This window comes from Variovorax paradoxus, assembly GCF_030811855.1.
Taxonomy (GTDB): domain Bacteria; phylum Pseudomonadota; class Gammaproteobacteria; order Burkholderiales; family Burkholderiaceae_C; genus Variovorax; species Variovorax paradoxus_L.
Map to the genome: position 1 here is coordinate 1 of NZ_JAUSRN010000017.1, position 19,049 is coordinate 19,049.

The following is a 19,049-nucleotide window of genomic DNA, read 5'->3' on the forward strand; positions in this document are numbered from 1 at the left end:
TACCGTTCCATGTCCTGCGGCATGTGCTCGACGTCTGAGCGCCGTCGACTCCGTCAACAAGTCGACGTCAAGAGGGCCTTGAGGCCGCGCTTACGTTTCTGGGCTTCGCTCGCGGTCAAGGAAAAGAAGATTGCCGCAACCCGCGCTTTTGCGATTTGGCGGCGGCCTCTCCACCTCACCTGCCCAGCCGGCCTCATGAGGGGGGCGTGGCAATTGGTCGATCTCAGCTCCCAAATTGATGCCGGCGCGATCAGGGGTCGATCGACGTGCAGAGGGTTGAACGGTCCGCCGCGAAGCGCGGCTTGACAACGCTCGGCGAGTTGTTCCTCTTCCAACGCGGAAGGCACTCGCGTACCGCACCAGATTCAGTTTGATTTCTGATAGGGCGCTTCTCCGTGATGCCTGGGCTGATTGACTGCCATGTGCTTGTGGTGGCCCCAACTTCAACCTCGGCGCATCTGCCAAGATGCCTAACGTCCTTGCGCCGCGCCGCAGGATGTGCGGCACATCGTGCTCACGCATCTGGACTTCGACCATGCAGGCGGGCTCGACGATATTCCGCAGGTCCAGGTGCACATGATGCAGCGCGAGCGTGAGGCCGCCGAGCCACAACGCACCTGGCTGGACCGGCAGCGCTTTCGCCCGCAGCAGTGGTCGAGCGGTCGAGCCACCCGCGTTGGCAGGTCTATGCGTCGCGCAAGGGCGGTGCCCCCTGGTAAGGTTTCGAGTGCGTGCGCGGCATGCGCGGACTCCCGCCCGAGATCCTCATGGTGCCGCTGCCGGGTCATACCTTCGGCCATGCAGGCGTGGCGCGCGGCGACAGCACCCAGACGGCGAGCGACTGCGACGCCGTCACGAGCCTGAACAGTGTCCCTGTCGACCGTAAAAGTCGTCTACAAAATGAATAGTTCGGCGAATGCAGCGTGATCAAACCGAGCATCCGGTGGCTACTTGACCATAGCCGGTAGCTGGCGCTTTCCTTGCTTATCGAGCCAACCAGGCTGGATCTGGGTCAGGCAACGGGATAGCTCCAATTAGAGCCTTTGTGTAGTCGTGCGAAGGCTGGGCAAAGATGTCGTCGGCGGGCGCAGATTCGACGACTTCGCCTGACCGCAGGATGAGCAGATCATCGCAAAGACTTCGCACCAAGGAGAGGTCGTGACTGATGAAGATCAAAGACAAGCCCGTCTCTTTACGCAGCGCCTCGAGAAGGCCAACTATCCTGGCTTGAGCGGACACGTCGAGCCCGGACGTTACTTCATCTGCGATCAGCACTTCTGGCTCAAGTGCAAGTGCGCGTGCGATGTTCACGCGTTGTCTTTGGCCACCCGACAATTCGTGCGGGTATCGACTTGAGAAGCTTGCAGGAAGACCCACTCGCTCAAGCAGGGCAGCGGCAACGCTCTCGGGGGTACGTTTGTTGAGCCGACCGAGGGCTTGCAGCGGTCGTGCGATGCTGACGCCTACGCGTTTGCGGGGATTGAGGGAGGACATCGGATCTTGGAAGACCAGTTGGACGCGTGACCGGTAAGCTGTCAAGGCCGGCCCGGTCAGCCGAGTAACTTCTTGGCCGTCAAAGATTATCCGTCCCTCTTGTGGAGGCATAAGTAACGTGAGAGCGCGTGCAAGCGTGCTTTTCCCGCTTCCCGACTCACCGATCACGCCCAACGAGCCGCCTCGTCCCAAGTTGAAGCCGACGTTGTTAAGAATGGTTCTTGGTGCAACCTTCGGCTTTCCGCGGCTGGTTGCCGGTACATCCAAGCGCAGGCCTTCAACTTGAAGTAGGGAGGTGTTCATCGCATGGCCTCCAGACGGTCAAGGTGTTCCGCTTCTGCCATCAGCTTCGCAATAAGCTCATCTGCCACAGGCTTCAGGGTATGTCCTGGACGGTCGAAACGAGGTGTCGCTGAAAGCAGAGCTCTTGTGTAGTCATGTTGAGGGTTTTTGTAAACGTTTTCAACGGTCCCCTCTTCAAGGATGCGGCCCGTATGGATAACGCTCATGCTGTGCGCCAGCTTGGCGACGACACCAAGATCATGAGTGACCAGCAGCACGCCTTGGCCTTCGCTCCCGAGTTCACGGATCAACTTGAGCACTTCCTTTTGGACGGTCACGTCCAGCGCGGTGGTGGGTTCGTCACACAGGATGAGCTGGGGCTTACATGCCCAGGCTATGGCGATTACCACTCTTTGGCGCATTCCTCCTGAGAGCTCATGAGGGTACTGATTGAGCACGCGTTCCGGGTCCCGCATGTGTACTCGCTCTAGCAGCGATAGCATCTCTCGCTTCAGTGCTTCTCCGCTCAGGCCGCTATGTCGTCGAAGCACGTCTGCGATTTGAGACTCAATGCGGCGCACGGGGTTCAATGCCGTGAGCGGGTCCTGAAGGACCATGCTGACAACCGTTCCACGCACGCTTCTCCATTGCCGCTCGCTCCAGTGCGTCACGTCTTGACCCGCCAACCGGATCCGACCCTTGACAATGCGAGCGCTTCGCGGGAGCAGGCCAGTCGCCGCCCGTGTCACCATGGACTTGCCTCCACCCGACTCACCCACGAGTGCGTGCACACTGCCTGATTCGACGGAGAGATTCACTCCGCGAAGCACACGGCTTGATTGGCCCGCGGTGCGAATCTCCACGTGCAGATCTTCGATTTCCAGAACCGCGCTCATGCGCGCACCACCGGGTCAAGTTCCTGACGCAGGCCGTCGCCGAGCGCATTGAGTCCAAGCACTACAAGCATTGTTGCCAAAACTGGAAGCAACATCAAAGACGGAGCCTGGTTAACGTACAGACGCCCTTCGCCCAACATTCCGCCCCAAGTTGACGCGCCAGAGGCAACAGATAGCCCAACAAAGCTGAGAATCGCCTCAACGACTACGGCGATCCCCATCTCCAAGGTGACCACGGTGATAAGCAATGGCGTGACATTGGGGAGTACCTCGGAAACCAGTATGCGAAGCGGAGACATACCGAGCATGCGCGCAGAAGTCACGTAGTCCAGGGCACGCTGCCCCTGGGTTTCGGCTCGAACAACACGAGCGAACCTGGTCCAATCCACAACCGCGATTGCAATCACCACTGACGTCAGCCCCGTGCCCAGTAGAGCGACTAGAACTACCGCCAACAAGACGGGGGGGAACGCCATCCAGACATCAACCAAGCGAGAGACGATGGCATCGATTCGCCCCCCAAAGTAGCCGGCTGCGGCACCCAGGGCGGTGCCAGCGAGCGCGGCCAGGAGCGTGGCCGCAAAGGAGACTATGAGCGCGGTGCGAGCACCCCAGATCAACCGCGACAGTACGTCCCGCCCGAGGTTATCGGTGCCAAGCCAGTACGGCGTCTTGCCGGCTTCGGCCGGCGGCGCGGCTTCTGACCAAACTGGAGGTTGCAGTTGCGCGAGGAAGTCCTGGTCTAAGGGATCGTGCGGGGATAGCCAAGGAGCAAACAGTGCGCACAAAAGCAGCAATGCCATGACGATCCCACCGATAACAACTCGGGGATTGCGTACGAGGCGAGCTGTCAGAGGAACGGTCGCGCGGCTCATCGTGGGGCTCCTCGAAGTCTGGGGTTGAGTGCGAGGGTGAGTGCATCCACGAATAGATTGATAGCGACAAATAACACGGCGAAGGTTAGTACCAAGCCTTGAATCAAGGGTAGATCTCGAGCAATGACCGCATTGATTGCCAAGCTACCAATACCTGGGTAGCTGAAGAGGCGTTCGATGAGGACAGTTCCACCAAGCAGGAAGGCGAACTGAACTCCAGTGATCTGAAGCGCAGGCGTGACGGCATTCGGAAGGGCTTCGGTCAACAGAACGCGGGACAAGGAGAGCCCTTTTAATCGTGCCAGCAGCACGTAGTCGGACGACAAGGCTTCGCGCATGGACGCCTTTAGCACTCGCGCGATGATGGCCGCTACAGGCAAGGCGAGCGCTAGTGAAGGGGCGATTGAATGCTGAAAAACCGAGGCCGTGACGTCCAGGCGCCCGCGAAGTAGGCTTTCAATAAAAATGAAGCCGGACCGAGAGTCAAACTGCAGTAGGGGGTCGACACGACCGGAAATTGGCAACCACATCCAGACTACACCGAAGAGCAATATGAATACGAGGCCCCACAGAAAGTCTGGGACCGCTTGAACCAAGGCCGCGACCCCATCGATGGCCGAAGAAAGCCAGCTGCCGTGAGTCGCAGCCGATACGACGCCGGCCAAGCCTCCAGCGACCACCGCAAAAAACAATGCGGTAAAGCCCAACTCCAGCGTGGTTGGAAGTCGCGAGCCGATCAGATAGAGGACGCCTTGTCGCTGACTTATGGAGGTCCCGAACTCTCCTTGAAGAGCCTGTACGATCCATAAACCATACTGCTCTGGGATAGAGCGGTCCAGCCCGTAGAAGGCTCTGAGTCGCTGAATGTCCTCAGGGCCTGCTCCTGGAGGGATCATCATTGCAACTGGGTCCCCAGGGACCACGCGCATCAGCACGAAAACAACGAGGCTTACACCCAGGAGCGTAAGCAGGATGTGGACAAAACGGCGCAATCCGATCCCCTATGCTGTCAGCGACGTGGCGCCCAGAGCTTAACCTTCGAGTTCTTCTCATAGGCCATGCCCTTGGGGTAACTTATCAGCTCGAGTTGCATCCCCCAGGGGGTGAAGATGTAGGTGATAGCTTGGCCAGCTGTCGGGCCCTCATTTATTGCAAATGGACCAAGAAGAGTCTTGACGCCTTGAGCGCGGGCCCTGTCGACAGCGGCCTTCAGATCAGTGACATAGAACGCAACGTGGTAGCCCGCATGATCGCTGTTTCTTGGGCGCTCGCTCTTCTGGTCAGGCGCGCTGTACTGGAAGAGTTCAATGTTCGAGCCCTCGCCGCAACGCATCAAGACGATCTCCTTGATCTCGGCACGGGGATGAACGTCGAGAAGGTCCTGCATCAAGTTGCCTTGTGGGTCAGCGATCGGCCCGAAGCTCGTGGCCTTTTGGCAACCCAGAACATCTTGGAAGAAGTTAACCGCTTGGACGATGTCTGGAACCGTGAAGCCGACGTGATCGAGTCCCCGAACACCTGGCAGTTTGTTCTGACTGGCTTGAACGGTGCCAGAAAGAAATGCAGTGGCTATTACAAGAGCGCCCACTAGGGTCTGAGTATTCATGGCAAATTCTCCTAGTTTCAGACGCGGCCGATGGTCTGTGGAAGCACGAAGCCGGCGCCGTGCGGCGCGAACTTCAAGCCCTTGCGGAAAACAACAGTCTGGCTGTACTGGAAGAGTGGGATGACCAAGGCTTGCTCTGCGATGTACTTGTCCACTGCCTTGTATCCCGCGAGACGCTTGGCTTCGTCCTTTTCTCCCCAGAGCGGTGCGATCTTTCCGTCCAAAGTCTTCGGGTCCTTCCAGGCTGAATGTGGCGAGTGACTGAACATGGCAAAGCCAGTGGAAGTCGACGGGTCACCAATCGAATTGCCCCAGTTGTAGAAAGCAGCTGGCGCGAGTTTGTGCTGAGCTCGCAACTCAAAGTGTTTGGCGACCTCGTACACCTCGAGCTCAACCTCGGCACCGATGGCCTTCCACATGCCTGCGATGGCTTGCATCACTTCAAAGTCCTTTGGCTTGAAGCCTCGCGTGGTTTGCACCTTGAACTTGAGCGGCTTGTCGCGGGTGTATCCAGCCTCAGCCATCAACGCCGCGGCTCGTTTGGGATCAAACGGCGCCTTGATGCTTGCGTCGTAGGCCGCATAGCTCTGGGCTTGCAAGGTGTCGATTGGCACGACATGCCCTTTCAGAAGGCGCTCTGCCAAAGCCTTTTTGTCGATGGCCAAAGCCAGAGCCTGACGAACTTTGTCGTTCGTCATGGGTTCGACGTTGGTAAGGAAAATCATTCCGATATCCGAGACGGGTGCAATGCTGGCAGTGAAGCCCTTGGCACGCAGACGTTCAGCTTCCTCATACGGAACCTCGAGGGTGAGGTCTGAACGCCCCGATTCCAGTTCGGCAACTCGTGCCGAAGGGTCAGTAGCGAACTTGATCACGACCGTCTCGAAGGAAGGCTTCGGACCGAAGTAGTCTTTGAAAGCGCGAAGGCGCATGTGAGAGCCTTGTACGAACTCCTCGACCTGGTATGGGCCGCAGCCAACCGGCTTTTTCTCGAAGCCTGACGCCCCGACCTTTTCGTAGTACGCACGCGGCAGCACGTAGCCTGTCAGGAATGCCATCCACTTAAAGAACGCCGGTTCAAACTCCTTCACATCGGCGATCACCTTGTCGCCTTGTACGCGGATGTTTCCAACCTTGCTCCAAACAAACTGGATAGGGTTGCCAGTTTTGGTATCGCCCGCACGACGCAATGACCACGCGACATCCTCGGGGGTCACGGCGCTACCGTCATGCCATTTGGCGCCACTTCTCACCGTCAGACTGATTTGCGTCTTGTCTGCATTCCAGCCCCACTCTGACAGCAGGTCCGGTTTGAGAGTGAGATCGGGGTTCTGGTCAATGAACTGCGAGAAGACTGCTTTGTAAAGCGACTGAATAGTCGGATTTACCGCGGAAGGCCCCACCGTTGGATCCCAGGAGGGGAGATCGACGTTGTAGGCAATCGTCAGCGAGCTCTGAGCTTGAGCGAGTACTTGCAGGGGCCCAGTGCTGCCAAGCGCAACCAGACTGACGCTGCCGTAACGCAGGAAGTTTCTACGGTCGATTCCAGACTCTACGAACATGCTCATCTCCAAGTGAAGAGGGATTGAATCAACAGACATTCGGCCTACCGTCTTTTATTCCGTAGACGGCGGCGCACCTAGGGGGCCAAGTGAGTAATTCCCACCTGGCAGCGAAACTGAAGAATTTGCTCAGTCGGCAGTGATGCCGCGGGCTTTCACGATCTCGGTGAACAACTTGGTTTCGGTTTGGACCATGGACTTGTAGTCTGCTCGTGAGACGGGAACTGCTTGAGCGCCGAGTTCGATGAAGCGTGCCTGGACAGCAGGGAGGGACAGGATCTTGTTGATCTCGCGGTTCATCCTCTCCACCGTAGCCGCGGGCATGCCTGCAGGTGCGTAGATTCCAAAGTAGGTATCTGCATAAACGCCATTGATGCCGAGCTCAGAAAAGGTCGGAACATCCGGAGCGCTGACGGTGCGTTTGCGGCTGGCCACGGCCAGAACTTTGAGCTTGCCCGCCTTGACGGTGGGGAACACGGTGCCCGGTGCAAACCCAAAATCAATCTGGCCAGCCATGACGTCTTGAATAACCGGCGCTGCACCTCGATAGGGCAGGTGGGTCGCGGTAATGCCGGCGCTCTGCTTGAGCAGTTCTCCCGCCAAATGAGGAGTGGTTCCATTGCCTGCAGAGCCGTAGCTCATCGTGTCCGGATGGGCCTTGGCGTAAGCCACAAAGTCTTTGAGATTGTTCGGTTGCAATGTGGTTCTGGTGATCAGAAACAACTGACTATTGGCAAGAAGAGCCACCGGCTGGAGATCTTTCTGCGGATCGAAAGGCATCCGTGCAAACATCATTGGATTGACCGACTCGGTGGTAGACACCGTGATCAGAAAGGTGTGGCCATCGTTGCCATTTCGCACCACTTCGGTGCCGGCAACGTTGCCGCCCGCACCTCCGCGGTTGTCGATAACTACCGGTTGACCGAGTGCTTCAGTCAGCTGAGGCTGGATGACTCGCGCCATAACATCTGCCAAGCCGCCGGCGGCGAAGGCGACCACGAGTCGCACTGGACGTGTGGGCCAACTGTTCGACTGCGCACTTGCACCGGACGCCGCGACCACGCTGCACAGTCCAAAGAGGGCCGCAAGGGCCGGGCGGTAAAGGGAAGAAGGAGTTCGGATCATGGGGAGGCTTCCAGGGCGGGGACGAGGATGAGCAGATCAACTTTTACGAGCCGTCATCGACGACGGCAGTCACTTCAATCTCCACGAGCGCCTCGTCGTGCATCAGGGATGCAACTCCGACCGCTGTCATAGGGGGAAATTGGCGACCAATTTTTTTGCAATATGTCATTGCGATGGCCGGCAGCTGCCGTTGGTATTCGCGTTTGTCTGTCACGAACCACGTCATGCGCGTGATGTGTTCTGGACCCGCATCAGAGTGAGAGAGAAGAGCAAGGATGTTGTCGAGCGCCTGACCTACCTGGTCAACTAAGGCATCCGATACGAAGTTGCCTTGCTCGTCCCAACCTACTTGGCCTGCCAGGAAGATGTGCCGCCCACGTGCGGTGATTCCACCAACGTGGCCGATTGGCCTGACCCAGCCGGGGACTTCGATCAGACGCTCGCGCTTCATGCGGTCAAACCCATTTTTTGGAGCTGTGTGCTAAGAGCAAGTCCCTCGGCATCACTAAGCGCTGCCTCTCGCAAGTGACTGAGCGCTTGTCCTGCATCGGGGCGACCAAAGAGTTCCCGTGACGCCCGCAGAAGACGGTCAAAGCGGCCAGATCCGCGGGCGTGCGTGTCGCTGTAGCCTTTAATAAGACGTCTGCAGCGAAGTAGTTCCAGTGCTAACGCTGGGTCTTGAGTTAGCACGCGATGTACCTCTGCAAGCCACATCTCCAGATGAGCTTTCTCCTCGGCATGACGGCGGCTTCCACGGCGCCACCGACGCAAGTTGGCCACAAATCGCAACTGGAGATGGCCGCGCAGAGTGTGCGTGTGGATTCGGCGACCATTGTCTAGCAGGTGGGCAAAATTCTTCTGAATCATCGATGATCCATCGATCCAATTCGCAATCCCACTGGGCAATAGGCCCATGATTTCTTCGAGCCTGGGGTGGAAATACTCTTCACTGCCGACGACATCGCCTTCCTTCGCACCGACCTCGCGACGCAGGCGCGCGGTACGTTCGCCCCGAGTCTTCAGATCTGCAACGCGGATCACGTCGTCGTAACTCATGGCTACTGCAATCCAGCGGGCCGCCTCGGTTGCCAAATCCTTGTCGGCTGGACCTTTGCAAGTTGCCAACACATGAGCCACGCGATCCAGATACTCATCTCCATACGCCACGTCCTGATAGTCAACGACGCGTGCTATCCCTTCGCCCAACCAGTTCCATATGACCTGTGGAAAATCACGACGTGCGCGGTCTAGTAAAGGTTGAAGTTTCGCGCTCGTAGCTCGCTCAGGAAGAGGCCGTGCCGCTGTGAGCATGGCGTCAGCCGGGGGAGGGGGCGGTTCGCTGCGTTGTGCGACGCCGACCGCAGCGCGAAGCGCGGCGATGCTTGGCTTCACACCCACGCCGCTGCGCTCAACCACCGCCTCGAAATCACTGACTGAGAAGGGAAGTGCGCTGCTGCCAGCTAGCGCACCGAATAGGCTGGCCGAGATCACACTTCCTTGACTCACGGCCAAGGCCTGCATGTCGTCGATAACAAGCTTGCGCGCTTGCTTTCTGACGATGTCGAGCACGGCTTCGCTGTTGGCGACACCATTGCCCGGCACCATTTTCTCTTCCACAGAGAAGGTGCGGTGGCTGCTGGTGATGACGGTAGTGCGATCCGGCGTGACGAAGCCTCTTTGTACCGCGCGACCTGCTTCCATGAGCTCTGCCGCGATTAGTATGTCGACGTCGCCCGGCACCGCCATCTGTGCAAGGACAGGCCGTAGGCCTGGCGTGGGTTCGACTATTTCTATGTAGTAGATGGTGGCGCCTGTGCGCTGCGCGACGCCGGCCACCGAGGTGGACTGCGCGGTCCAACCAGCGTGTTCTGCCAGGTCCACAATCCAGTCCACCAGGACACCGCCTCCTTGACCGCCGAGTGCCAGGATTGCAAGGTGGATAGTGCGAGGTTTTAGAGGGCTCAGTCGGGTCACTTCAAAGCCTCCATTGGGAAGAGGGCGCGCTCGGCGCGCGAACGCCATTGGCGACCCTGCAGCCAACCCACGGTGGCTTGACGCAGGCGGTCGCGCAAGCGCTCAACGCGTCCCGGGTTGTTGACTTTTGTGGCCTTGTAAAAGGAAGGGCAGAGCACAGCGGCATCTGCCACTTCACCGCAGTGACCGCATGCCACACAGTGTTCATCGACGCTCGCGACAGGATCCGGCTTGAGAGCATCTCCACTCGGTGCAAGCGTGAGACTTGGGCAGCCAGAAACGCGCATGCATGCGTGGTCGCCTGAGCACACGGCAGCGTCGACGCCGAATCGTTCCTTCAGAACACGCTCGCCGGCTTTGATTGCTTTGGCCTTTGCCGGCTTCTCTCGCCGCTGACGGTTGAGCATGCATTCGCTCTGCGCAATGATCACTTTTGGGCCCGGCGTGCCGGCGCTCAAGGCTTCTTTGAGAGCCGCACGCATCCCGTTTACATCGTAGGTATTTGTGAGGGTTCGCACCCAGTCCACACCCACACCGCGAACAGCGCGCTCAATGGCGTGCATGGTGCTGCGGTTGGGATTGATCGTGCGTGAGGACGGAATATCCTGCCCCCCCGTAGCCGCCGAGTAGTTGTTATCGACGATTACGAAAACGTTGCCCTGCTTGTTGAAGACGGCGTTTGCGATGCCTGATGTCAAGCCGTTGTGCCAGAAGCCTCCATCGCCCATGAAGGCGATCGCGCGCTTGGACGCCCCTAACTGAGCCCCTGCGGCAAATGCAGAGGCGCTGGAGCCACCAAGGCCGTAGCCCATCGTGGTTGCTCCCAAGTTGAAGGGCGGCATGATTGAGAACAGGTGGCAGCCGATGTCAGCCGAAACATGGTGCATTCCCATCTCGCGTTCGACCAACTTCAGCGATGAGAAAATTGGTCTTTCCGGGCAACCCACGCAGAGGCCTGGCGGGCGAGGCGGCAAGAGGGGCGTGAGAGCCAATGCTGCAGAAACTGGAGCGGCGACCGGCGCTTGGTCAGCCCCATCGAGCACGGTCGCTTTACGGCTCGACACCGTTGGCATGGCCATCGTCACTGGCTTGGCAAAGGCTGCGCGATGGTGTTGTTCCAAGAATCCGCGAATTCCCGTTTGCAGAGCTGTCACGGTGTAGTCGCCGCCCTGAGGAAGCAGATCCTTGCCATGCACTGCGGTGTTCGAACCGTGACGGCGCAGTATGGTATTGAGATTCTGTTCAAGGTAGTCGGGCTGACCTTCCTCAATCATCAAGACCGCGCGCTTGCCTTCACAGAAACGAATAACCTCTTCCTCCACTAGTGGGTAGGCCACGTTAAGGATGTATATCGGCACCCGAGTGTTTCCAAACAGGTCGGCCTGGTCCAAGTGTTTGAGTGCTCGCAACACGTTGTTGGTCAGGCCACCGAGCGAAATGATGCCGATGTGGTCGAGGTCCCCCTCGACAAATTCATTGAGCTGGCGCTCTTGGATGAACTTCACCGCCGCGGGCCAGCGCTGCTCGAGTTTCTCCTTCTCATGAAGGAAGGAGGCAGGCGGTAGTACGATTCTGTTGACGTCTCGGGTTGGATTCTCAAGGGCATCTTTGAGGGTAAAACCCGGGCGCTTGTTGTCTCTCGTAACGAAGCTACCGTGCAGATGGCAGGAGCGGATTCGCAATTCCAGCATCACTGGAGTGTTAGTGGCTTCAGACAGCGCGAATCCGTCGTGGACGGCTTGGACGATTGCGGGCAGGTTCGGTTTGGGATCGAGCAGCCACATCTGCGATTTCATTGCGAAGGCGTGGGTACGCTCTTGCATGATGGATGAGCCTTCGCCATAGTCCTCTCCCACAATGATGAGAGCCCCGCCCGTCACGCCCCCCGAGGCCAAGTTGGCCAGGGCGTCCGAGGCGACGTTGGTGCCAACGGTGGACTTCCATGTGACAGCGCCTCGCACGGGGTAGTTCACAGACGCCGAGAGTGCGGCTGCAGCCGCGGCTTCGCTGGCCGCAGGCTCAAAGTAGACGCCGAGTTCGCTGAGGATAGGCTGAGCTTCTGCCAGCACATCCATAAGGTGCGAAATTGGCGAGCCCTGGTAGCCAGTGACGTAACTTACTCCCGACTCGAGCAAGGCCTTTGTAACGGCGAGAATGCCCTCGCCACGAAATTCGGTGCCTGCGGGAACGAGCAGTTGCTGCACTTCCCTGGCAAATGAGCGTTCGGCCATGTGATGCTTGAAAGATCGCTCGGAAAGCCGCTTACTTGACCAGTGCCAGCACGCGCAGCGGACTACCCGATCCGCCCTTAATCTTGAGGGGTGCGGCCAGGATCAGTGCGCCAGTGGGCGGCAATTGGTCAAGGTTTTGAAGGCACTGCAGGCCATACTTGTTAGCGCCGTGCATGAAGGTGTGGCAGGGATAGGGCACTGACCAGGCATAGGACTGGCCGGCGTCGGTATTAATGGTCTCGACGCCGAAACCTCTCACGTCGCGCTCGTTGATGAGCCACTCCACGGCTTCCTGAGTCGGACCAGGCGTATGGGCGCCGTCTTCGCGCATATTCACGAACGTCTCTGGCTTGCTGATACGTTTCGCCCAGCCGGTACGAAACAGCAACCACGCGCCCGCAGGAATTCGGCCGTGCTTGTCCTCCCAAGCCTTAATAAAGTCCAAAGTGAGCAGCCAGTCGTCGTTCTTCGCCACCTCGTCACTTGCATCCACCACCACGGCGGGCCCGATGAACTGGCGTGGGTCGATCGTGTCGACCGCGTTCTGCGCGTGGTCCTTGCCGGTGATCCAGTGGGCAGGCGCGTCGAAGTGCGTGCCCGTGTGTTCGCCGCAAGAGAAGTTGTTCCAGTACCACCCGGGACCCGCGTCGTCGTACTGCGAAATGCGCTCACACTTGAACGCCCACACTTGGCCAAACTGCGGGGGCAGTTGAAGTGCAGGGAACTCATCCGAGAGGGTGTGTGTGAGGTCGATGACTCGCAGAGCGCCGGTGGCGATGTCTTGTGCGAATTGTTCAAGGGAAGCGGCCATGGAATTCTCCTGCGGTTTCGTGGGGGGAAAGTTGGAATGTTGGGTGAGAAATGCTTAGACGGCGCCCAACGCCTTGGCCAGCAGGAAGCCCGATCCGCCACTCAGCCCTGGGCCAGGGTGGGTAGACGCGCCGATGTGCCAGAGATGGCCGACATGCGTTGCGTGGTTCCGTGCGGCGCGCATGGGGCGCCAGAGAAATGACTGGTCCAGGCTGCAATCGCCACCGTAACCCTCGCCGCCAACCAAATTCATGTTCAAGGCCTCGATGTCTGCCGGCGAAAGAACCGCGCGCGCCAGAAGGCTGCTTTTGAGATTCGGAATTTGGCGAGAAAGTTGCTCGATGACGCGATCCGCATATGCCTCACGCAGGGCTGGAGTCCAACGTTTGCCGGGCGGCACTGCGATCACGCCCGCAGCATCGCCCACAGGCTCTCGTGGGCACTCGAGTAGCTGAATCCAGAGAATGTGCCGCCCCGGTGGCGCGCGGCTGGGATCCAGCGCGGTCGGCTGGGCCACGCAGATAGTCGGTTCGGCTGGAAGCAGGCTTCGGTCGGCTTCGTTGACTGCTTTAGAAATCGCGTTGACGCCGCTGGTAAGGTGCAAACAGCCAACCTCGCTCAAGGCCGAGTCAGGCCATTGCGGTGCTTCGGACAGAGCCAAATGGATCTGCATAATGCCTCTCCCATATCGCCATTGACGCGCCTGTTTTGCGATCTCTGCGGGAAGTAGCATCGGGTCAAGCAGGCGTTGATAGAGCTGCGTAGGAGTGACGTTGCAGACCACTTCCTTAGCCCGAAACTCTCGGCCGTCGACAAGACGAACGCCTACGGCCTTGCCGCTTTGTACGATCACGCGCGCCACGTCAGTGCTCGTATGAAGCTCACCCCCGGCCCGGCGAATCAGGCGCTCGAAGGCTCGGACGGTGTTGGCGTTTCCTCCCTTCACTATCGGCGCACCAACCGTCTCCAAAGAGAACGTAACGACCTTTGCCATCAAGGCAGAAAGTGGGGCGTCTGGGCCTAGCCCACAGTGCAATACCCAAGGTGCAAGCAGAGCGCCTGAGAGGTCAGACTGGAAGTTGCTTTCAAGCCATGCCCGTGCGGGTGTCAAGGACTGTCCAAAGAAGCCCGAAAGCGCAAATGGCCCTTGTTTCAAGGCTTCAGAGGCCAGAGTCTTGGCGGTCCCCAATCGCCAAAGCTCTTTGCCGAGCAGCGAAAAGATCAAGGGCGCTTGGGTCGCCACTTCGTCAAGAGCCGCGGCGTACGCCGCGCCATCGCCAGTATGTTCCGCTTCGAAGCGCTGGATGTTCGCGTCACGGGACCTGGCGAGAATCAAACTCCTGCCATCCGGTGTGAGAACGCCGGTAGGTGAGTCGGTGTTGCAGTACTGCAGTCCCTCCTCATGAAGGGCCTTGCCGAGGGCGGCATAGGCGGGGCCCATCAGAAACAGCGAATGAGTTGTAGAGAGGGTGTCGTGAAAGAACCCAGGTAGGGTGAGTTCGTCGGTGCGCATGCACCCGCCAAGGACGGCCTCTCGTTCAAGCACGCAAACCTTGCGTCCGTCCCGCGCAAGCAGTGCAGCACAGACCAAAGAGTTGATACCGCTGCCAACAAGCAGAACGTCATAGGGGCGTGACCCAGAGCTTTTCATGGCTCGGATCTTGCGGCTTTTGCCTTTATCGGGCTATCCGATTTCCGCTCAGCACAGTCCGAATCCCGAGAGAACGCAATACAGGGAAAGCCCTAGTCGGCATTTAAATACTTTAGCCCTAAATTAATGATAATGCATGGGTCAACGCGATGAAAACAGCCGGACATCCTCAACTGCTTGACACTTTCCCACTTGTGCGATCGCACAACTTGGAGGAGGCCAGCGACCGGATCGGTCGCGTCTTCTCGCCGCACCGGTTGGAACTGAAAGACCGTGGCGGCAAACTGGACGTAAGCCACAACCAGGTGCGTTTGCGCGATGTATCGCTCAACGTGCTCCACTATGGAGCGGGTGTATTGATCGATCCGGGGGAGCGTGGAGACTTTTACATGGTGCAACTGCCGCTGAGCGGTGGCGCGCAACTTTCCTGCGGCAAGGAAGAGGTATTTACTGACTCGAGCGTGCTGAGCGTCCTGCAGCCGCAAAGCAAAAGCCGAATGGTCTGGTCGGGCGACTGCAGCATGATCCTCGTCCAGGTCCCGCGCAAGGTTGTTCACGATCGGGCCGTGACGTGGGGGCTGAGCAAAACGCCAACGTTTGCTCTTGCGCGGTCCCGCCAGTCACCGGAGGTGGCAGCTTGGTGGCAGGCCGTTGTTGACCTCACCAAGAACATAGACTGCTTCGGCCAACAGTGGCTTCGACATCCGGCGGCATTTTCGGCCATGGAGGAATTTCTTCTGTCCGCCTTCACGGCACTTCTTTGTGAGCCAGCGGAAGAGCCACGCTTTTCGGATAGAGGTGGGGATCGTTGCCTTCGCCGCGCTAAGGAATATATCCATGCCAACTTGGAGCGGTCGTTGACTTCCGCTGAGATTGCTGCACACACCTGCGTGTCGCCCCGCACGCTTGAATCCGTGTTCAAGCGCTTCGGCGAGATCTCTCCTCTTGCATTTTCTCGACGGTGCCGTCTGCAGGCCGTGCACGAAACTCTGCGTGTGGCTCGTGTTGAGTGCAGGGCGATCAACGTGACAGAGGTTGCGCTTTCCTACGGCTTTATTCACATGGGCCGTTTTGCGGCGCAGTACCGAGAAGTGTACGGTTGCTGCCCCTCGAGCACGGCACGGCCACATTAACGTACTGATGACACACGACGCAATAGTTGTAGGCGCAGGCCATAACGGCTTGGCCTGTGCAGTTCACATGGCCACCAAAGGCTGGAAGGTTCTGGTTCTGGAGCAAGCGGGCACTCCTGGGGGCGCGGTTAAGACCGCTGAGGTCACCCTTCCTGGCTACAGGCACGATCTGTACGCCATGAATCTGAGCGCGTTTGCTGGTTCGCCCTTCCATGCTCAGCACGGCGCGCTTCTAGCCAAGCATGGGCTCGAATTCGTTGGCGCACCAAAGCCTTTTGCTTCTGTGTTTGCCCCAAACAGCAAGCCAGAATGGCTTGGCGTGGAGCAGGGGCTGGATGCAACCTTGGCGCACATTTCACGCGCGAGCACTCGAGATGTGGAGGCTTGGCGTTCCCTGAACCAACGCTTTGAGCGAGAGGCCCCCCATATTTTCTCCTTGCTAGGGTCGCCTGTGCCTTCTTGGGAGATGGTGAGGGTGATGTGGACCATGTGGAGAAAGCTCGGCACTCCAGGAGTGGCTGAAACTGCTCGACTCCTGCTGAGTTCCTCACGTGCTTGGCTTGAAGGTCAGTTCGAGAGTGACGCCGTGCGCTGCCTTCTCGCCACTTGGGGTTTGCACTTGGACTTCGGACCAGATGTCGCCGGCGGAGCTCTTTTTCCATATTTGGAGTCGATGCTCGGACAGCGATTCGGAATGATGCTAGGGCGCGGTGGCGCCGATACGATCGTACGCTCCATGGTTTCCGCGTTGCAAGGGGCCGGAGGGGAAGTTCGAACTGGGGCGCGCGTGAGACGCATCCAAGTATCAGCTGGTAAAGCGAACGGCGTGGAGCTAGAAGGAGGGGAGCGAATAACAGCGCGGCGCGCGGTAATTGCCAACGTTCATCCTCGAGCGTTGTATGGGGCCTTGCTCGGAAATGACGCGCCGGCGAACAGCGAAAGTGCGAGAGCCCTTCGACGTGGTCCCGCAACCATGATGATTCACTTGGCTCTGGACGCCCTGCCGGCATGGCGCGCGGGGCTTGAGTTGCAGTCTTTTGCCTATGTGCACTTGGCGCCGTCTATGGAGTACATGTCCAGGGCCTACGCCCAAGCCCTCGCTGGAGCGTTACCGGAAGAGCCTGTGTTGGTGGTTGGTCAACCCACAGTATTCGATCCTTCCCGTGCGCCAGCAGGCAAGCATGTCCTTTGGGTGCAGGTTCGGGTGTTGCCATCTCAGCCAAAATCTGACGCAGCCGGAAAACTGACCGTCGGGCCTTGGAGCAGCATAAAAGACGCCTATGCGGATCGTGTGCTGGACATTCTGGAGAGGTATGCGCCGGGTTTGCGCCAGTCAGTTTTGGGGCGCTGTGTGTTGTCGCCTGAAGACCTCGAGCGGGACAACCCGAATCTCGTGGGAGGCGACAGCCTATCTGGCAGCCATCATCTGGACCAGTTTTTTGCCTTTAGGCCATCCTTCGGGAGATCTCGATGGCGAACCGGCGTTGATGGCCTCTTCCACATTGGCGCTAGCACATGGCCCGGTGCGGGGACAGGTGCGGGCTCGGGATACATGCTCGCACGTGATCTGACATAGCTTTTCCTCCTTGCTATTTATTTGTTGACAAGTAAACTTTTGACAAAGAAGATAAGTGACGCGTGGTCGCTCTGGCCGACTACTTCGAGATCACACCTCAAGCGCTGTTTTACATGACACGGCCGAAGCTTGTAACTGGCAATTGAGGCAATTCAACGGGGCGACTCACGGGAGTCGCGCAACTCAGGCGCTGGCCCTGGTGGCGTGCGGTGCAAAGCGATCAGTTCAAGTAGAACCTTTTTAAGTTCTTTCGAACGATTGGCACCAAATGGCTCCAAGACTGAAGCTTCGTGAGCATGCGCTTTGCGGATCAGGCCGGCAATCATCTTGTCCCCTGATCGCGTCATGCGCACCAAGGTAAGGCGGCGATCTTTGACGGCGGGCAATCTTTCAACAAGGCCTTGCGCCTCCATGCGGTCTAGCAGACGAGTCACCGTAGGCTGCTTGCTGACACTTTTCTGAGCCAATTGCCCAATGGTGACCGGGCCGCTGTCCGCGAGCGTGGCTAGCACACGCCACTCGAGAACTGAGAGCCCGTTGGCTTGGACGATCTCATGGAATTCGGCCGAAATCAGTTGAGAGGCCTGCGCCAGGAGCGCGGGCAAGTAGGTATCTACAAAAGGCTGATTGTTGGACATGGTGTTCGCCACCATTGAGAATCAGGCAGCTGTGAGGGCAAGGGCGCATTGTAGTTTTAGCCTTACTTAAGCACCAGAAACTGTCCACCGTGACGGGGTAGGTGGACAGTCTCCTTTAGTTGAATTTTCCGGAGAGAAGTGATCCGAAGCCTGGGACGTTGGTGGAGAGGCCCAGTCGTTTGAGCATGAAGTAGGTGGTGGCGACGGAGGAGGAGAGGACGGGGATGCGCAGGCGGTCCTCGATGGGCTGAAGGGAGGGCAGAGAGGGCATCTGGACGCATGCGGAGGCGACGATGGCGTCGACGCCAGAGGTGTTGAGCTTGCGAGTGATCTCGATGGGAGCGCGGGGGTCCTGACGGCCCACTTCGAGGTTGTCTGGGATTTCCAGGGAGATGCTGTCGACGACCTCGATGCCCTCGTTCTCGATGTAGTCGATGACGAGTTGCGTCAGGGCTTCATGTAGGGGGTGAGGATGGAGACCTTCTTGGCCCCGATCGTGTGCAAGCCATCGACCAATGCACCAGCGCTGGTCACGACGGGGGCGGGGCCTGCGTTGTCGACGGTGAGTTGGTGCAGACGTTTCTCGGATTGGCGGTGGTAGCCCAGGCCCATGGCCATGATGGCGACGAGGCAGGCGTAGCCGAGCACGTCGACGCGGGCGTCGGAGAGCTCGAGCGCGCAGCGGTCGCTATCTTTGTCCATGGATGCCAGCTCGTCTTTTGTGACGTGCTTCATGCGCATGCGGCTGGAGTGGAAGGTGAACCGCTCGGGGTGGAGCGCTTCACGGGCGCGCAGGGCGGGGACCTCCGTCTCCATGGTGGTGTTGGAGGAGGGCACGATCTGGCCAATGCGGTAGCTGCGGGCAGCGCTCATGGCTGGGCTTCCTGGTTGGGTTCCGGGGAGGGTTCGAGGGCGATGGGTCCGAAGTCGCCCATGCGGACGCCTACGCCCATCCGCCACCGAGCAATGCCAAGTTCTGATATCTGGTCTCGTACTGGTGTTTTCCCGGGCAAAACAAAAGTGGTTTACTGGTAAAGTAAATTTTCAACCCGGTAGACGCTGAGGCGATGGGTTTGGCGTGAATCTTGCTCGACACGAAGCGAGCTCACGTTGCCTGATTGGGTGAAACAGTGAGGGCACTTTCGGTCACTGCTTCTCTCTGGGGGTGAATCGACATGCGCGCTCTACTCGTATTC

The 19,049-nt window shown here is 58.7% G+C and carries 15 protein-coding genes and 2 pseudogenes; 3 read left to right on the top strand and 14 right to left on the bottom strand.

Going from position 1 to position 19,049, the window contains the following annotated elements; genetic code table 11:
• Window positions 1-489: 489 nt before the first annotated feature.
• Window positions 490-812 (top strand): annotated as a pseudogene (locus J2X92_RS24975) (MBL fold metallo-hydrolase); the annotation flags it as partial.
• 172 nt (window positions 813-984) lie between these two features.
• Here the strand turns inward: J2X92_RS24975 and J2X92_RS24980 are convergent.
• The 12 genes from J2X92_RS24980 to J2X92_RS25035 all read right to left on the bottom strand — a co-directional run bounded on the left by J2X92_RS24980 (window position 985) and on the right by J2X92_RS25035 (window position 14,506).
• Window positions 985-1,797, bottom strand: coding sequence for an ABC transporter ATP-binding protein (locus tag J2X92_RS24980; protein ID WP_307579789.1), 813 nt, complete (start codon window positions 1,795-1,797; stop codon window positions 985-987).
• The gene (locus tag J2X92_RS24985; protein WP_307579791.1) at window positions 1,794-2,672 is read right to left on the bottom strand and encodes an ABC transporter ATP-binding protein; all 879 of its coding nucleotides are present in this window, start codon (window positions 2,670-2,672) and stop codon (window positions 1,794-1,796) included. The genes J2X92_RS24980 and J2X92_RS24985 overlap by 4 nt, the downstream gene beginning before the upstream one ends.
• Entirely contained in the window at window positions 2,669-3,547 is an 879-nt protein-coding gene (locus tag J2X92_RS24990; RefSeq protein WP_307579793.1) for an ABC transporter permease, read from the bottom strand. The genes J2X92_RS24985 and J2X92_RS24990 overlap by 4 nt, the downstream gene beginning before the upstream one ends.
• The gene (locus tag J2X92_RS24995) at window positions 3,544-4,539 is read right to left on the bottom strand and encodes an ABC transporter permease (protein WP_307579795.1); all 996 of its coding nucleotides are present in this window, start codon (window positions 4,537-4,539) and stop codon (window positions 3,544-3,546) included. The genes J2X92_RS24990 and J2X92_RS24995 overlap by 4 nt, the downstream gene beginning before the upstream one ends.
• Window positions 4,540-4,556: 17 nt before the next feature.
• Complete coding sequence (locus tag J2X92_RS25000) at window positions 4,557-5,153, bottom strand: VOC family protein (protein ID WP_307579797.1); 597 nt, start codon at window positions 5,151-5,153, stop codon at window positions 4,557-4,559.
• A gap of 17 nt (window positions 5,154-5,170) precedes the next feature.
• Window positions 5,171-6,715 (bottom strand): ABC transporter substrate-binding protein, encoded by a 1,545-nt coding sequence (locus J2X92_RS25005; protein ID WP_307579799.1) that lies wholly within the window; start codon window positions 6,713-6,715, stop codon window positions 5,171-5,173.
• Window positions 6,716-6,844: 129 nt separating this feature from the next.
• The gene (locus tag J2X92_RS25010; RefSeq protein ID WP_307579801.1) at window positions 6,845-7,840 is read right to left on the bottom strand and encodes a Bug family tripartite tricarboxylate transporter substrate binding protein; all 996 of its coding nucleotides are present in this window, start codon (window positions 7,838-7,840) and stop codon (window positions 6,845-6,847) included.
• A gap of 43 nt (window positions 7,841-7,883) precedes the next feature.
• Window positions 7,884-8,291, bottom strand: coding sequence for a RidA family protein (locus tag J2X92_RS25015; protein ID WP_307579803.1), 408 nt, complete (start codon window positions 8,289-8,291; stop codon window positions 7,884-7,886).
• Complete coding sequence (locus J2X92_RS25020; RefSeq protein WP_307579805.1) at window positions 8,288-9,814, bottom strand: indolepyruvate oxidoreductase subunit beta family protein; 1,527 nt, start codon at window positions 9,812-9,814, stop codon at window positions 8,288-8,290. Before J2X92_RS25020 ends, J2X92_RS25015 begins: the two co-directional genes overlap by 4 nt.
• Window positions 9,811-12,045 carry an indolepyruvate ferredoxin oxidoreductase subunit alpha gene (locus tag J2X92_RS25025; RefSeq protein ID WP_307579807.1) on the bottom strand — a complete coding sequence of 745 codons (2,235 nt, stop codon included), beginning with the start codon at window positions 12,043-12,045 and terminating at the stop codon, window positions 9,811-9,813. The genes J2X92_RS25020 and J2X92_RS25025 overlap by 4 nt, the downstream gene beginning before the upstream one ends.
• A 31-nt stretch (window positions 12,046-12,076) precedes the next feature.
• Window positions 12,077-12,856, bottom strand: a complete 780-nt coding sequence (locus J2X92_RS25030; RefSeq protein WP_307579809.1) for a cyclase family protein — start codon at window positions 12,854-12,856, stop codon at window positions 12,077-12,079.
• Window positions 12,857-12,910: 54 nt separating this feature from the next.
• The gene (locus J2X92_RS25035; RefSeq protein ID WP_307579811.1) at window positions 12,911-14,506 is read right to left on the bottom strand and encodes a phytoene desaturase family protein; all 1,596 of its coding nucleotides are present in this window, start codon (window positions 14,504-14,506) and stop codon (window positions 12,911-12,913) included.
• Window positions 14,507-14,655: 149 nt separating this feature from the next.
• Here J2X92_RS25035 and J2X92_RS25040 point away from each other — a divergent pair, with 149 nt between their 5' ends.
• Both J2X92_RS25040 and J2X92_RS25045 read left to right on the top strand, forming a co-directional pair.
• The gene (locus tag J2X92_RS25040; RefSeq protein WP_307579813.1) at window positions 14,656-15,639 is read left to right on the top strand and encodes an AraC family transcriptional regulator; all 984 of its coding nucleotides are present in this window, start codon (window positions 14,656-14,658) and stop codon (window positions 15,637-15,639) included.
• Between the two features lie 7 nt (window positions 15,640-15,646).
• Window positions 15,647-17,215: a phytoene desaturase family protein gene (locus tag J2X92_RS25045; RefSeq protein WP_307579815.1), complete on the top strand. Its 1,569-nt coding sequence runs from the start codon at window positions 15,647-15,649 to the stop codon at window positions 17,213-17,215.
• Window positions 17,216-17,367: 152 nt separating this feature from the next.
• Here the strand turns inward: J2X92_RS25045 and J2X92_RS25050 are convergent, their stop codons facing one another.
• A complete protein-coding gene (locus J2X92_RS25050; RefSeq protein ID WP_307579817.1) occupies window positions 17,368-17,853 on the bottom strand; it encodes a MarR family winged helix-turn-helix transcriptional regulator in 486 nt (161 codons plus the stop codon).
• Between the two features lie 115 nt (window positions 17,854-17,968).
• Window positions 17,969-18,726 (bottom strand): annotated as a pseudogene (locus tag J2X92_RS25055) (maleate cis-trans isomerase family protein).
• Window positions 18,727-19,049 lie beyond the last annotated feature (323 nt).

What these genes read in the sequence shown, in the direction of transcription:
- J2X92_RS24980 (WP_307579789.1), bottom strand. Translation starts at nt 1,797, where the DNA reads ATGAACACCTCCCTACTTCAAGTTGAAGGCCTGCGCTTGGATGTACCG.
- J2X92_RS24985 (WP_307579791.1), bottom strand. Translation starts at nt 2,672, where the DNA reads ATGAGCGCGGTTCTGGAAATCGAAGATCTGCACGTGGAGATTCGCACC.
- J2X92_RS24990 (WP_307579793.1), bottom strand. Translation starts at nt 3,547, where the DNA reads ATGAGCCGCGCGACCGTTCCTCTGACAGCTCGCCTCGTACGCAATCCC.
- J2X92_RS25000 (WP_307579797.1), bottom strand. Translation starts at nt 5,153, where the DNA reads ATGAATACTCAGACCCTAGTGGGCGCTCTTGTAATAGCCACTGCATTT.
- J2X92_RS25005 (WP_307579799.1), bottom strand. Translation starts at nt 6,715, where the DNA reads ATGTTCGTAGAGTCTGGAATCGACCGTAGAAACTTCCTGCGTTACGGC.
- J2X92_RS25010 (WP_307579801.1), bottom strand. Translation starts at nt 7,840, where the DNA reads ATGATCCGAACTCCTTCTTCCCTTTACCGCCCGGCCCTTGCGGCCCTC.
- J2X92_RS25015 (WP_307579803.1), bottom strand. Translation starts at nt 8,291, where the DNA reads ATGAAGCGCGAGCGTCTGATCGAAGTCCCCGGCTGGGTCAGGCCAATC.
- J2X92_RS25025 (WP_307579807.1), bottom strand. Translation starts at nt 12,045, where the DNA reads ATGGCCGAACGCTCATTTGCCAGGGAAGTGCAGCAACTGCTCGTTCCC.
- J2X92_RS25030 (WP_307579809.1), bottom strand. Translation starts at nt 12,856, where the DNA reads ATGGCCGCTTCCCTTGAACAATTCGCACAAGACATCGCCACCGGCGCT.
- J2X92_RS25035 (WP_307579811.1), bottom strand. Translation starts at nt 14,506, where the DNA reads ATGAAAAGCTCTGGGTCACGCCCCTATGACGTTCTGCTTGTTGGCAGC.
- J2X92_RS25040 (WP_307579813.1), top strand. Translation starts at nt 14,656, where the DNA reads ATGAAAACAGCCGGACATCCTCAACTGCTTGACACTTTCCCACTTGTG.
- J2X92_RS25045 (WP_307579815.1), top strand. Translation starts at nt 15,647, where the DNA reads ATGACACACGACGCAATAGTTGTAGGCGCAGGCCATAACGGCTTGGCC.
- J2X92_RS25050 (WP_307579817.1), bottom strand. Translation starts at nt 17,853, where the DNA reads ATGTCCAACAATCAGCCTTTTGTAGATACCTACTTGCCCGCGCTCCTG.